14 protein-coding genes and 1 pseudogene are annotated in these 14,631 nt (G+C 32.1%); 11 read left to right on the top strand and 4 right to left on the bottom strand.

Going from position 1 to position 14,631, the window contains the following annotated elements; all coding sequences use genetic code 11:
* Positions 1–16 precede the first annotated feature (16 nt).
* Positions 17–1,099 carry a glycosyltransferase family 4 protein gene (locus FT986_RS01590; protein ID WP_147863520.1) on the bottom strand — a complete coding sequence of 361 codons (1,083 nt, stop codon included), beginning with the start codon at positions 1,097–1,099 and terminating at the stop codon, positions 17–19.
* 454 nt (positions 1,100–1,553) lie between these two features.
* Between FT986_RS01590 and FT986_RS16265 the strand changes: the two are divergent.
* The 6 genes and pseudogenes from FT986_RS16265 to FT986_RS01560 form a co-directional block, all read left to right on the top strand.
* Positions 1,554–1,721: pseudogene (locus FT986_RS16265) on the top strand (DapH/DapD/GlmU-related protein); the annotation flags it as partial.
* Between the two features lie 63 nt (positions 1,722–1,784).
* Positions 1,785–3,071, top strand: coding sequence for an O-antigen ligase (locus FT986_RS01580; RefSeq protein ID WP_147863518.1), 1,287 nt, complete (start codon positions 1,785–1,787; stop codon positions 3,069–3,071).
* Positions 3,072–3,414: 343 nt separating this feature from the next.
* Positions 3,415–4,209 (top strand): hypothetical protein, encoded by a 795-nt coding sequence (locus FT986_RS01575; RefSeq protein WP_147863517.1) that lies wholly within the window; start codon positions 3,415–3,417, stop codon positions 4,207–4,209.
* 27 nt (positions 4,210–4,236) lie between these two features.
* Complete coding sequence (locus FT986_RS01570; RefSeq protein ID WP_147863516.1) at positions 4,237–4,974, top strand: WecB/TagA/CpsF family glycosyltransferase; 738 nt, start codon at positions 4,237–4,239, stop codon at positions 4,972–4,974.
* A 22-nt stretch (positions 4,975–4,996) separates the two neighbouring features.
* The gene (locus tag FT986_RS01565) at positions 4,997–5,983 is read left to right on the top strand and encodes a UDP-glucuronic acid decarboxylase family protein (RefSeq protein WP_147863515.1); all 987 of its coding nucleotides are present in this window, start codon (positions 4,997–4,999) and stop codon (positions 5,981–5,983) included.
* A 2-nt stretch (positions 5,984–5,985) separates the two neighbouring features.
* Complete coding sequence (locus tag FT986_RS01560) at positions 5,986–7,338, top strand: undecaprenyl-phosphate glucose phosphotransferase (protein ID WP_147863514.1); 1,353 nt, start codon at positions 5,986–5,988, stop codon at positions 7,336–7,338.
* Here the strand turns inward: FT986_RS01560 and FT986_RS01555 are convergent.
* Positions 7,335–8,501, bottom strand: coding sequence for a glycosyltransferase family 4 protein (locus FT986_RS01555; RefSeq protein ID WP_147863513.1), 1,167 nt, complete (start codon positions 8,499–8,501; stop codon positions 7,335–7,337). The genes FT986_RS01560 and FT986_RS01555 overlap by 4 nt on opposite strands.
* Positions 8,498–9,805 (bottom strand): phenylacetate--CoA ligase family protein, encoded by a 1,308-nt coding sequence (locus FT986_RS01550; RefSeq protein ID WP_147863512.1) that lies wholly within the window; start codon positions 9,803–9,805, stop codon positions 8,498–8,500. The genes FT986_RS01555 and FT986_RS01550 overlap by 4 nt, the downstream gene beginning before the upstream one ends.
* A gap of 78 nt (positions 9,806–9,883) precedes the next feature.
* Here FT986_RS01550 and purD point away from each other — a divergent pair, with 78 nt between their 5' ends.
* Positions 9,884–11,155, top strand: coding sequence for a phosphoribosylamine--glycine ligase (purD, locus tag FT986_RS01545; RefSeq protein WP_147863511.1), 1,272 nt, complete (start codon positions 9,884–9,886; stop codon positions 11,153–11,155).
* Here the strand turns inward: purD and FT986_RS01540 are convergent.
* Positions 11,152–11,397, bottom strand: coding sequence for a uracil phosphoribosyltransferase (locus FT986_RS01540; protein WP_111539885.1), 246 nt, complete (start codon positions 11,395–11,397; stop codon positions 11,152–11,154). The genes purD and FT986_RS01540 overlap by 4 nt on opposite strands.
* A 47-nt stretch (positions 11,398–11,444) precedes the next feature.
* Between FT986_RS01540 and FT986_RS01535 the strand changes: the two genes are divergently transcribed.
* The 4 genes from FT986_RS01535 to FT986_RS01520 are packed head-to-tail and all read left to right on the top strand — an operon-like array spanning position 11,445 to position 14,624.
* A complete protein-coding gene (locus FT986_RS01535) occupies positions 11,445–12,374 on the top strand; it encodes a DUF6427 family protein (RefSeq protein ID WP_147863510.1) in 930 nt (309 codons plus the stop codon).
* Complete coding sequence (locus FT986_RS01530; protein ID WP_147863509.1) at positions 12,368–13,009, top strand: hypothetical protein; 642 nt, start codon at positions 12,368–12,370, stop codon at positions 13,007–13,009. The genes FT986_RS01535 and FT986_RS01530 overlap by 7 nt, the downstream gene beginning before the upstream one ends.
* Positions 13,006–14,004 carry a DNA adenine methylase gene (locus FT986_RS01525; protein ID WP_147863508.1) on the top strand — a complete coding sequence of 333 codons (999 nt, stop codon included), beginning with the start codon at positions 13,006–13,008 and terminating at the stop codon, positions 14,002–14,004. Before FT986_RS01530 ends, FT986_RS01525 begins: the two co-directional genes overlap by 4 nt.
* Before the next feature lie 11 nt (positions 14,005–14,015).
* Positions 14,016–14,624: a DUF4254 domain-containing protein gene (locus tag FT986_RS01520; RefSeq protein WP_147863507.1), complete on the top strand. Its 609-nt coding sequence runs from the start codon at positions 14,016–14,018 to the stop codon at positions 14,622–14,624.
* The last annotated feature ends 7 nt before the right edge of the window (positions 14,625–14,631 follow it).

Here is a 14,631-nt window from a genome sequence, read left to right as displayed (position 1 = left end):
ATAGGTTGAGAAAGATCTAATCTTGTTTTCTCATAACTTCAGTTAAACGCTTTAAAAGATTTTGAGCTACAATATCTTTTCTAAAGTTTTTTGAGGTGTTTAAGGCTTCCAATTTAAATTTATCTTTTTGTTCGGGTTGAAGGCGCTGATATTCTATGATATAATCAGTTAAAGCTTCAGAATTTTTTGGTTCAAATAGAAATCCATTTTTATGGGATTGAATATAGGTAGCGGGTCCAGCAATATTGCACGCAATAACGGGTGTACCACAAGCCATGGCTTCTAAACCTGTTAAACCTAAACTTTCGGCTTCCCGATAGGTAGGGAACACGTATAAATCTATTCCATTATAGATATCAACTAATTTATCTTGTGGTATTAAACCTAAAAATTGCACATCTACTTCTAAACCATACTGCTTTATAGTACTGAGAATTTTCTGTTCATCTGGACCTTTTCCCGCTATGGAAGCTACAAATGGAACTCGTTTTTCTTTAAGTCTCAATAGGGCGTCTAGAAATGTTTTCCATCCTTTTTCTTCAATTAAACGAGAAACAAAACCTAAATGTAATTTGGATGCATCAGCATTTTTTTCTTTTATAAAAAATTTAGTAGAATCAATTCCGCCAGAAGGCGATACAAAAACATCTTGCTCTTCTAAAAAAGAATACCTTTGAAGAACCTTACTTTTAAAATAGCTTGTAGGAACAACAAGTAAATCGGTTTTTTTTAAAACCTTTTCAGCAAAAATATTAAGGTATTTATTCTTTTGCAAATCTATTATATCTGTACCGTGAGCATTCATAACCCAAGGTTTTCTTTTAAAAGGCAAAAGAAGAAATAAAATTGGAATATGATGACTCACATAGTGTACATATACTAAATCAAATTTTTTAAAGATCCCGATAAGAATATTAAAATAGTGAATACTATAGTTGAAAACTTTCTTAATAGGATTTCCCGCCAAGCCTTTAATAAGAGTAATAGGTTGAAATAAAACATTATTTTTCTCCAATTCATCTTTAAAATTTTTCACGAAGACACCAAATAATGGATCCTTAGTGGAAGGATACATATTTGAAATTAAAAAGATTTTCATATAAGGCTGTATTTTGATATTTTAAACTAAACTATATTAGTAATTTTGTGCAAAATGCTAATTTACAATCTAAGTTTATTTAAACAATTAAGTTTACTATTATTTACGTATGCTTCATAAATTAAAGTTGGTTTTTTATTATGCTTTCATACAGCATTTACCTCATTCTAGGCTAATAGGCTTGTGTAATAAAATTAGGGTAGCTTACGTTTCTAAAGTATTAAAGGTTATGCCATACGATAGCAGAACCAAGTTAGAACCTAATGTTTATTTATCAAATGCTATAGGTACCACAATTGGACTTAATTGTAGAATCAACGAAAACGTTTTTATACAACAAGCTACTATAGAAGATGAGGTGCTAATTGCTCCAAATGTAGCTATATTATGTTTACCTCATAAACATGATAGGGTAGATATCCCCATAATAGAACAGGGAGATGAGGAGTTACAACCTCCAATGATTAAAAGAGGAGCCTGGTTAGGTCGTAATGTTGTCATCATGCCAGGAGTTACTATTGGCGAAGGTGCAATTGTAGGTGCAGGAGCGGTAGTTACAAAAAATGTAGAGCCGTTTACAATCGTAGGAGGCGTACCTGCAAAATTTATTAAAAAGAGGTAATTTTAATAGAAAACTAAAACTTATATATAGTTAAAAAAGTAAATTATTTTTAGACATTATAAGATGAATAAACAGGAAACGATTAAAGATAAATGCCACATATTAAAAGTATTAACCTTAGCCTGTATTCTTATAGCTACTTTTTTTCTACCCTTAAAGACGTCGTTGAGTAATTTTGGACTTATTGGTTTGGTGATTACTACTTTTATAGCTTTTGGTGTTAGTGGGTTTCAGAAGAAAGGGAAATTAAGTTTTTTTATTTTATTTTCTCCCATGGTTTTCTTTCTACCTCTGCTTTGGGGTTGGGTCTATTCTCCTCTACAGCCTGAAGCGTTTAAAGAAATAAGTAAGTATGTTTTTTTAGGTTTAGTCCCATTATTTCTTTTTCGTAAAGATATTCAAGCTACTACCTTTAGAAAATATGCGTCTATGGGCCTATTGGCTGGTGCTGTTCTAAGTGCTTCAATATTGATTGCCATTAATTTATATAATTACAGTAAAACCGATCTCCAGCTACATTGGCTATTAAATAATGATTTTACTGGAATAAACTTTGTAGAACCTTTTTCTGGAATGCATACCATATATATGGGAATTTACTATGTGATGGCTATTGCTATTCTTCTATTCGGAAATCTAAAATTAAGAATGTTGTGGCGTGTTTTTATTTTCACGTTCTTAGTATTAGGAATAATCTTTATCGCTTCAAGAATTTCCTATTTTATTACTGTCTTATTAATAGGACTTTACTTAATTCATAATCTATCATTTAAAATATTTTCAATCATAGCTACCCTCACAATAATTATAGGGGTGCTCAGTTTTTCATTTTTAGAACAAACCTATATTTACAAAAAAACGGTAGAAGGAACAGAATGGGAACTTCAAGATAATATTGGTACGTATAATACAGATAATACATTTAGAGTTGATTCCCGGTACTCTAGGTGGAAAGTAGCTATAGAAGCTATTAAAGAAAAACCCATTTTAGGCTTTGGCGGAGGTACAGAAAATGAAATTCTCTTAGAAAAATATGAAGCGTACAAAATGCAAAACTCCATAAACCGAGAATATAATGCTCACAACCAATTTTTAGGAACAACTTTAAGATTTGGAGTATTTGGTTTTCTACTTATGTTGGTCTATTTTGTAAGAAATTCTATTACTGCTTTCAAATATCAAAACTTGTTATTCCTTAGTTTTTTAACGATTTTGTTTTGGTCCTTTATGATCGAAAATGTTTTAGATCGAAATATGGGAATTAATTTCGTAGCCCTTTTCGGAACGCTTTTTTATGCTGAATTTTTAGCTAAAGAATCAAAATTAGAAAACGATGAATTGGCTCAGTAAAATTGAAAAATCACATTTCATCTTTCTTTTTTTACTGATTTTTTTTGGAATAGAAGCATTAAATAAAGTACAAGACTATTATTTCGGACTCCATTTTGAAATTCAGAAATATTTAAAAGGTTTGTGTCTCGTAGGGATACTGATTTATTTTTTATTCAATGATAGAATTAAGCTAGCGATACTCACTGTATTTGTAGCCTTGTTTTGTTTAGGCCAATATTTTTTAAGTGACTCTTTTAGTTTTTCAGCAACGGTAGGTTTTTTGAGATATTTTTTCTTTTTGAGTTTAATGTTGTTTTTTTCGGAAATCAATTCCGTTAAGGGAAAAATAAAAGCCTTTACCTTGCTTGAGATTATTTTATGGGTTAATAATACTATCATTTTATTATCGGCCTTATTTGGTTTAGAGATTTTTGAGTCTTACCCAGGTGATCGCTGGGGGTATAATGGCCTCTTTATGGCTTCTTCTAATAGTACATATTTTTATATTATAGCCATTCTTTACTTTGTTATTTATAATTCTAAAACTTACTATAAAGATATTTTATTTTGGTTCACCTTACTGGCAAGTTTACTAATAGGGACTAAATCTATATACCTAGCAATCATTTTAATAGGCTTAGTGTTAACGATTAGATTAGTGAAAAAACTGAAATTGAAAGTAATAATTGCAAGCTTTTTTTTATTGTTTTCAGCCGCGTTGGGTTATATCTTCTTTTCAACCGATTTGTTTTCAGAAATTATAAAACAAGAAGGTTGGCTTACAGCAATATTATCTTATAGAGATCAATTATTCATTAAAGATACAATTCCTTACATTCAAGAACATTGGGAAACCATTCACTACTTTATAGGAGGTTTATCTAATCCGTATGTAAGGCCTCAATTAGAATTAATAGATTTGTGGCTGTACTTTGGTTTTTTAGGAATGATTCTTTATCTCTTTGTCTTTGCTAAAAGCTATTTTAATTTTTCATTAGCATTTTATTCAAAGTGTTTATTGGCAATCCTATTTATTGTACCTTTTATAACAGGAAACTTCTTTTACAACGCATCAGTGCCCATTTATCTTGTGGTTTTAAAATTAGCTATTATAAAATCGCAAGAGAAACTTTCAAATGGTGTAGAATACTCCTAATTTTGAAAATTCTTAGACAGAGTATATATGCCGCAAAGAATTCATATTCTAAATACAAAAATTGATAACTATTCCATGCAAGAAACCTTGCAAATAGTAGATAAATCAATTCAGCAAAAAGAACAGCTACATCATACGGTAGTGAATGCAGGCAAAATTGTTGCTATGCAAAAGGATGAAGCTTTACGGGAGAGTGTAAATGAAGCAGATCTTATTAACGCAGATGGCCAAGCGGTAATTTGGGCTTCAAAAATTTTAAATAAGCCATTAAAAGAACGCGTTGCAGGAATAGACCTTTTCGAAAATCTGGTAAAATTAGCGCATCAAAAAGAATATTCTGTTTACTTATTAGGAGCAAAACAAGATGTGGTAGAAACTGTAGCCAATAATTTTAAGCAAAATTATAACCCAAAAATTATTGCAGGTTATAGAAACGGATATTTTTCTGCTGCTGAAGAGAAACAAATTGTCGAAAAAATCGTTGCTTCTAAAGCAAATATGTTGTTTGTGGCCATGAGCTCTCCTAAAAAAGAGATATTTTTGCACAAACATCGAGAAGCGCTAAAGGCTGTTAACTTTATAATGGGCGTAGGCGGCAGCTTCGATGTGCTTTCTGGAAAAACTAAAAGAGCTCCGTTATGGATGCAAAATAGCGGACTAGAATGGTTTTATCGTTTTGCACAAGAACCTAAGCGTATGTGGAAACGTTATTTAGTTGGAAATACTAAATTCATACTTTTAGTGTTAAAAGAGAAGTTAAAGTAAACCCTTAGTTAGAGAAATAAGAATGAAAAGAGTTTTAATTACAGGAGCCGCAGGTTTTTTGGGATCACACTTATGCGATAAATTTATCACAGAAGGCTACCATGTAATTGCTATGGATAATCTAATTACGGGAGATTTAAAAAACATAGAGCATCTTTTTCATTTAGAACACTTTGAGTTTTATCATCACGATGTAACCAAATTTGTACACGTTCCAGAAAATTTAGATTATATATTACACTTTGCAAGTCCAGCAAGTCCCATAGATTACCTTAAAATCCCTATACAAACTTTAAAAGTTGGATCTCTAGGAACTCATAATTTATTAGGTCTAGCAAAAGAAAAAAATGCCAGAATTTTAATTGCAAGTACATCTGAAGTATACGGAGATCCTTTAGTACATCCTCAAAGTGAAGATTACTATGGTAATGTAAATACTATAGGTCCGCGTGGTGTTTATGATGAAGCTAAGCGTTTTCAAGAATCAATTACAATGGCTTACCACCGTTTTCACGGATTAGATACGCGTATTGTAAGAATTTTTAATACCTATGGTCCAAGAATGCGACTTAATGATGGTCGAGTAATTCCGGCATTTATAGGTCAGGCTTTAAGAGGAGAAGACTTAACTGTTTTTGGAGACGGAGCTCAAACTCGATCTTTTTGTTATGTAACCGATCAAATTGAAGGAATTTATAAACTTTTACTTAGCGATTACAGAGAACCCGTAAATATTGGAAATCCATATGAAATTACAATTAAGAATTTTGCAGAGGAAATCATCAAACTTACAGGAACCGATCAAAAGATTATTTATCAACCACTTCCTCAAGATGATCCTATGCAACGACAGCCAGACATCTCATTAGCTAAAAAAATATTAAGTTGGGAGCCAACAGTAACAAGAGAAGAAGGAATGAAACTTACCTATGAATACTTTAAAAATCTTTCTCAAGAAGAATTATCTAAGAAAGAACATAAAGATTTCAGTAAACACATAAGAAAATAAGTATGCAAATTAAGCAAGGGAGATATTCTGCTTATTTACGACCACTGGTTTATCTTATAGATTTAGCAGTGATTTTGTTGTTTGCGTTTCAGTTTAAATTAGAAATGACAGATTACATCAACTATACAGTATTTATTACCGCAGGTTGGTTGGTGATGTCTATTAAAACAGACTTTTATGAGGTTTATCGCTTTACCAAAGTCACCAAAATTATTTCGCTTAACTTTTTGCAGGCTGCTATTTTTGCCTTATTCGTTTTCTCCTTTTTTGGTTTTTTTGAAGAGCTAAGTAGACCTAAAGAAAAAATATTTCTATACATCACTAAGGTGTTTTTTACTATTCTTGCGATAAAACTCCTTATATTTTATTTACTTAAAAGTTACCGGAAAGATTTAGGCGGTAACTATAGAAGAACAATTATTTTAGGCGCTAATCATAGAACTCAAAATCTCGAAAGATTTTTTAAATCTAATCCAGAGTACGGATATCAATCTAAAAGGTTAGTAGATTTTTCTCAGAAAGACTTCGATTTAGATGAGGTTTTTAACTGGATTTTAGAAAATGAAATTGACGAAATTTATTGCTCTGTAGCCGAATTAGACAACGAGCAAATCAACCAAGTAATTGATTTTGCAGACAACAACCTAAAACCTTTAAAGTTTCTTCCCGATAACAAAGATATTTATACCCGTCAGTTAAAAATGGAGTATTACGGTTATTTACCTATACTATCTTTACGAAATATCCCCATAGACGATGCTTTGAATAAATTGATAAAAAGAACATTTGATATTCTTATGTCTGTTTTTGTCATTGTGTTTATACTCTCTTGGCTTACTCCAATTTTGGCTATTTTAATCAGGATGGAATCTAAAGGTCCAGTCTTTTTTAGACAAAAAAGAAACGGATTAGACTACAAAGAGTTTTACTGTTATAAATTCCGCTCTATGCGAGAAAATCCACAAGCACATTTACATCAAGTAAAACGTGGCGATAAAAGGATTACTAAGATTGGTAAATTTATTCGGAAAACAAGTTTAGATGAAATGCCACAATTTTACAATGTACTTTTAGGAGATATGTCGGTAGTGGGGCCAAGACCGCATATGGTAAGCCACACTCATATGTATGCTGAGCGTATCGATAAATTTATGGTGCGTCATTTTATAAAACCAGGGATTACAGGCTTAGCACAAACCAGTGGTTTTAGAGGAGAAGTAGAAACCGAAAACGATATTATTAACCGTGTACGTTATGATATATTCTACTTAGAAAACTGGTCACTTTTATTAGATTTAAAAATAGTTTTCCAGACAGTACGAAATGCTGTGAAAGGAGAAGATAAGGCGTATTAAGCAATTCTATTTGCTAACTCATCTAATTGTACTTCAATATTAAAATGATTTCTCGCAGTTTCTAGAATATTTGATTTCATTTTTTCTAAGTCTTTAGATTTTAAATGCGCGATACAAGTATTTAAGCTTTTAAAATCGCCAGGCGTTATTACATATCCCAATTTAAATTCCTTAATTACATTTTCACCCTCTCCGCCAGCAAAATAAAGTATTGGGAGAGCGTTATGAGCCATTTCGTAGATTTTGGAAGGTGTAGAGCCATAAATTGCATGAACAAGTGGTACTAATGCAATATGATATTTAGAGAGTTCTTTTAATAGCTTTTCCCTAGTAACTTCCCCGTGATAATAAATGTTTTTGGAAGACGTTTTTAAGTAAACTTCTAAAGCTTCCTTTTCAGCTCCTGCTCCATAAATATGTAATTCTTTTTCTCCTAATTCTATATGTTGACACAGTTTTACAATTCCTTGAGCTATACCTAGCAAACCTGCATAAACTAATTTTACATTATTATTTTCTTCCGTTAAACGGAAATCATTCAGCGGCGATATAGCAGGATAGTTACGATATAAAAATGTTTGCTGCTGCGGAAAAATACTTGTAATCCGTTCAAGTATTTCTTGCGACTGTCCCAAAGCCAAGTTCGCTTTTTTATAATTGTAAACTTCCATTTTTTCTAAAAGCTCATAAAACCGACCTTTTTTTAGTGCTCCCAATTCATATCCTGCAGAAGGCCATAAATCTGACACATTTAAGATAAGTTGTCTTTTTTGATTACTAAACAATCGCAATGCCGTATTGGCAATAATAAGCGGCGGACTTTGAATTAAAATTTTATTTGGAAAATCTTTTGGTTGTAATAATTTATGGAGGACCAAGCTTAAAGAAAATGAAACCATAGAAAGTAAACGCTTTACTTTATGGGAAGAGTTATTGGCATAAACCCAAAGCCGAATTACTTCTATACCCTTATAGTTTTCTGTTAACTTCCATTTACCTTGATAAGATTCAAAAATTTTCCCTTTGGGATAATTAGGTAAGGGGCAAATTACTTTTACTATAAAACCTCTTTCTTTTAAGCCTAGAGCAAGCTTCGCAATTCTATTAGAGGCAGCTCCAGTTTCTGGCGGAAAATAATTAGTAATGATGCAAATCTCTTTCATATAAAACTTTCAAACTGTTTTAATTTACCTCCCTTGGTGCGTTTAAGAATAGCAACGCGCTCCAATTTTACTTGTAGATTTGGTTCTAAATAAGTTTCTACGGCTTTAATTATTTCCTGAAATTTATGCTGAGATAAATCCGCTTCAGCGACATAAAGAATTTTAAATTTGTCTTTTGCCAATTGATGGATTACAAACTCGTTTACTATACTATTTTCTTCAATAATGCTTTTAGTAACATAGTAAAAAGTAAGTCCGGGAACCACTTTTCCGCTTGGTAGGTGTGCCACATCACTGGTTCTACCAATCATTTTTTTTAAAATAGGGTTTTTAGGGGTGCTCTTTTCGTCTAGTACACCAATATCACCAATTTCATACCGAATAAAAGGATGAGCCTTGTTATAGAGTGAAGTAATTACTAATCTACCTTCTTCTCCAAGAGGTAAGGTTTTTCCATTTTTATTTACTATTTCAATAAATAATGTTTCGTGATTAAGGGACCAATTTCCATTTGGGTTTTGAAAAGCAATGAGATCTAATTCACTTGCGCCATATTCATTTACAATGGGAATTCCCAGATATTTTTCTAGTAAAATTTTATCTTCTTCAAACAACATTTCACTGGTTACCATGCACACTTTTAGGCTTGGGCAAATGTCTTTTAAAATAAGATCTTTTTGCTGAAGGTATTTAGCAAAAAGAACAATTGAACTGGTATAGCCATTTATATAGTCAAATTTTTTCTTTTTAAAATGACCTAAAAACTCTTCTAATTTGGCTTCATTTAAATTAAAAATAGGAAAACGATAACGCGTCGCTAACCAGTCTTTTAATCTTTCAGTGTAGTAACCAATTTTATCTAACGGAATTCCGTAAAATCGTGCTTGATAAGACGAATTAAAGTCAATACCAAACCAACCAAACCTATTCATAATTACCGACCAAGTTAAGGCATGTGCGTATTTGTCTTTAGCAAAAATAAAAGGATGACCGCTAGAGCCAGAAGTTTTGTTTACATAAACTTCAGTAATAGAATAGCCATCACTTAATCTTTCTTCTAAAGGTTGTTGTAAATCTTTCTTGGTAAGAATAGGTAAATCTTCCCAATTGGTAATTTTTTTTCCTTGTAAGAGGGCTTTGTAAAAATTATTATGGGTTTGATGATGGTTTAAAATTTCTTGCTTTTGCTTCGTTAAATAAGCAGTGTAATCATCGTTAGAAATTTCTTGAATTTCTTTTAATTGCTGTTTAGCTTCCGTTAACGGAAATTTTTTGAGCTTTAAAGTAAAATCAAACCAATTCACAAGACTATTTTATAGGAAAATATTAGTGGGTCAATTTACAAACAATTATTTTTGAAGCCACAAACAAAACCATACAAAATGAACATTCTTATTCTAGGATCTGGCGGTAGAGAACATACTTTTGCTTACAAAATAGCTCAAAGTGAACATTGTAAACAATTATTTGTAGCTCCAGGAAACGCAGGGACTTCACAAATAGCTACCAATATAGCTTTAAATGTTAATGATTTTGAAGCGATTAAAACCACAGTTTTAGAAAAGAATATAGAAATGTTGGTAGTGGGGCCAGAAGATCCTCTAGTCAATGGTATTTATGATTTCTTTACGGAAGATGATGCACTAAAGAATGTGATGGTTATAGGACCTTCAAAAAGAGGTGCATTGTTGGAAGGTAGTAAAGAAAGAGCCAAAGAGTTTATGGCCATGCATAATATTCCTACAGCGGCCTATGAAAGCTTTACGGAAGAAAGCGTAGAAGCAGGGAAAGCTTTCTTAGAAACTTTAAAACCTCCGTATGTTTTAAAAGCCGACGGTTTAGCAGCAGGGAAAGGAGTTTTAATTTTAGAAAATTTAGAGGAAGCAAAAGCAGAATTAGAAGAAATGTTAAGCGGTAAGTTTGGAAATGCAAGTCAAACTGTGGTAATTGAAGAGTTTTTAGATGGTATAGAATTAAGCGTATTTGTATTAACCGACGGCAAAGACTATAAAATACTGCCAACTGCTAAAGATTATAAACGTATTGGAGAAGGAGATACAGGATTAAATACGGGTGGAATGGGAGCTATTTCTCCAGTTCCTTTTGCCGACGAAGAGTTGATGCAAAAAATTGAAGAACGTATTGTAAAACCAACCGTAAACGGACTTCAAAAAGAAGAGATAGAATATAAAGGTTTTGTATTTATTGGTTTAATTAAAGTAGGTGATGAACCTTACGTAATAGAGTATAATGTGCGTATGGGAGATCCCGAAACCGAAGTGGTTTTACCTCGTGTAAAGACAGATTTGGTAGAGTTATTTCAAAAAGTAGCGCAAGAAGAATTATCTACAGCTAGTTTAGAGATAGATGAAAGATCGGCGACTACAGTAATGACAGTTTCAGGAGGATATCCCGAAGCTTATGAAAAAGGAAAGGAAATTACAGGTATAGAAACTATAGAAGATTCTATTGTTTTTCACGCAGGTACAAAAGAAGAAAATGGTAAAGTATTGACCAATGGAGGTCGAGTAATTGCAGTGACTTCTTTTGGGAAAGATTATAAAGAAGCACTAAAAAAATCTTATCAAAACGTAGAGAAACTACATTTTGATAAGATGTATTATAGAAAAGATTTAGGAAAAGACCTCAGTTAATACTGAGCGTTTTTTCCTAAAAATGTATGTGCTTTAGTAGAACGGTCTTCTTCGTTGTTTTCATTGAATTTTTTCAATTGAAGCATCCAGTAAACAAAAGCTACTGCTGCAATAATCATAAAAATCCAGTTTAAACCATTAGCAGCAAACCAGGCAGACAATTCTAACTCACGAAGAGCGTCAAAAGGTAAAAACAAAACATCTTCAAAAAGAGATGCAATAAGATCAAGAAAATCTTTCATCGTTAGGAACTTTGTTATAAATTTCTACAAAAGTAAGAAATTACTCTATGTTAGCAAGCTTTTTTAAAAAATCTAAACCAATCAATTTTCTAATTGTAGGGGTTTTTATGACCATATATTTTATTATAGCTAACTTTTTTGGTCAAAATACGGAGTACTCTTGGCAGTTTCTAACCAAAAATATAGGCTATCTTATTAACTATATTTTGCTTATGGTGGTATTAAATTTTATTGTTAAACGCAATACGATCAGTAAAAAGAATACTTATACTATTTTATTATTCGGGTTTTTAACCACTTTATGTTTACCTGTCTTACAAGCAAATGAGTTATTTATCGCGGCATTTTTTGTGTTGCTAGCTTTAAGAAGAGTAATAAGTTTAAGATCGGGTTTAGAAATCAAAAAGAAAATTTTCGATGCCTCTTTATGGGTAGTAGTGGCGAGTTTATTCTATCCGTTAAGCATTCTATTTTTAATATTACCTTTTGTAGGAATATTCTATTATGCACTACAAGACTTCAAAAATCTTTTTATTCCCCTCGTTGCCGTTTTTTGTGTTTACTTTTTGGTTACAACGGGTTATTTCTTGGTTTTAGACACTCCTTTTTATTTAAGTCAGTATTTTGTGTTTCCCAGTCTTAATTTGGAGGTTTATCAAGAGGCAGATGTTCTTATACCCTTAATGATCATAGGCTTGTTTACTATATTAAGTCTATTTTTCTTTTTAAAAGAATTACAATTAACCATTAGAAAAAGAAAACCTATGCTTTTTCTTATTTTTTTATTTTTTATTATAGGCTTGTTAATAGTGTTGTTATCTCCTCAAAAAACAGGAAGCGAACTTATTTTTCCATTTATAGGCGTGAGTGTTATTGGGACAATTTTCTTAGAGCATAAAGGAGGCAAAATTTTAAAGGAAATAACATTGGGAATATTAGCTTTGGCCGTACTCATTATTCCTTTTGTATTATGGTAAGTCTTTCTTTATACGATATAGAACAAGAGTTAAAAAAAAGACATCCTTATGCTTATGAATGGGGAAGAAAACAAAATGATATTTGGGACGGTTACACCAATTTTATCTATAAAACTCCTTTTTGGGATGAGGTAGTAGAGGTGATGAAAATTACAATAGAAGCCTATAATTTAGATAAAAAAGAGCTATTTCAATACGCTGCAAATCGTTGGTATAACTTCTGGAGTGCGGTAGCGGTGGAGAAAATTTTCACCCAAATTGAAGGTGTAACTCCTGCAGTAAACAATAAAGATAGATTAGTTGATTTTAACCTTAACGGAATTAATTTTGACCACAAAACTTCAGTTTTCCCTAAGGGATTTAAGCAAACCATATATTATGCTCAAAACCACAAAGAAGAACTACTGTATTGGTTATACAAGAATCAAAGTCAGCAGCAGCGAAAACATCTAGAAAACCGACTTTTTTTAATGGTTTATGCCGAAGATGGCGCACATTGGAAGTTAAAAGCAGAAATCACGTGGTTGCAATCTATCATTCAAAAATATGTAAGTACCTTTGATGCTTCTTTATTAACTCCATTGCAATGGAAAGAAAAATCGGCTTTATCCGATATAATTTGGGCAGTTAAATGAATTACATAGGCTCTAAAAATAAACTCTCCTCTTGGATCTTAGAAGTAGTATCTCAAGAAATTTCTATACCCTTAAAAGATGCTGTGTTTTGCGATTTATTTGCAGGAACAGGCAGGGTAGGGCGAACCTTCAAACCTTTAGTAAAACAAGTTATTGCTAATGATGTAGAGTTTTACAGTTACGTCCTGCTTCAAAATTATATTGGCAACCACAGTGCGCTTCCGCGGAAGCAAGACTACATAAAAAAACTGAATGAGCTTAACCCTCAATTAGGTTTTATTGCAGAGCATTACGGTGAAAACGGAAATGCCGATCGTCTTTTTTTCTCTCAAGAAAATGCACAAAAAATAGATGCGGTTAGACAGCAAATTGAAACGTGGAAAAATCAAGAAGAAATTGATGATGCGCTTTACTACTTTTTGCTAACATCACTATTAGAAAGCGCCGATAAGGTAGCCAATACCGCTTCGGTATATGGAGCTTACTTAAAAAAGATAAAAAAATCTGCCGCTAAAGCTATCGAAATTGTTGGAGCAGATTTTGATAAAACCAAAAATGCTCATCAAGTTTATCAAGAAGACGGTAATGAATTGATAAAAAAAATAAGCGGAGATATTTTATATTTAGATCCACCTTATAATGCAAGGCAATACGGTGCAAACTATCATTTACTTACTACTATCGCAAAATATGATACCTTTGTACCTAAAGGTAAAACCGGTTTGCGCGATTACTATAAATCTGCTTATTGTAGAAAAGGAGAAGTAGCCAAGCAATTTGAAAATTTGATTAAAGATGCTCAATTTTCAACCGTATTTTTAAGTTACAATAATGAAGGTTTGATGCCTCCCGAAACCATAAAAGAAATTATGGAAAAGTATGGAAGTTATAGCTTAAAGGTAAAAGATTACCAACGTTTTAAAGCAGATAAAACCGAAAATAGAAATCACAAGGCGAATGCCACACAAGAATATTTACATATTTTAAAGAAATAAAAAAAGAAATTATGTTTTCAGACAAGGCAAATAAAATATTTCAAGAAGTAATAGAAAAGTACCACGAGGTAAATACAGTAGATCAACCTTTTGAGAATCCTTATGGAGAAAAAGAAGACTTACTAGCGCATTTGCTTTATAGAAAATCTTGGATAGATACGGTGCAATGGCATTATGAAGATATTATACGCGATCCACAAATTGATCCTGTTTCTGCGTTAAAATTAAAACGTCAAATTGATGCTTCTAACCAGGATCGTACCGATATGGTAGAGTATATCGATTCTTATTTCTTAGAGAAGTATAAAGATGCAACTCCAAAGGCAGATGCTACCATTAATACCGAGAGTCCGGCTTGGGGGGTAGATCGTTTATCGATTTTAGCTTTAAAAATTTATCATATGCATGAAGAAGCAACACGTAAAGATGCTTCTCAAGAACACCAAATGGCTTGCCAAGCAAAATTAGATGTGTTGTTAGAGCAACGTGTAGATTTATCTACAGCGATTAATCAATTGCTTACCGATATTGAAAATGGTGACAAGTACATGAAAGTTTACAAGCAAATGAAAATGTACAATGATGACGAGCTTAATCCTGTTTTAAGAGGTCAAAAATAATTCACGC

Source organism: Mesonia sp. K4-1 (assembly GCF_008017825.1).
In the GTDB taxonomy this organism is placed as follows: Bacteria; Bacteroidota; Bacteroidia; order Flavobacteriales; family Flavobacteriaceae; genus Mesonia.
This window is presented reverse-complemented; position numbering and strand designations above follow the sequence as displayed.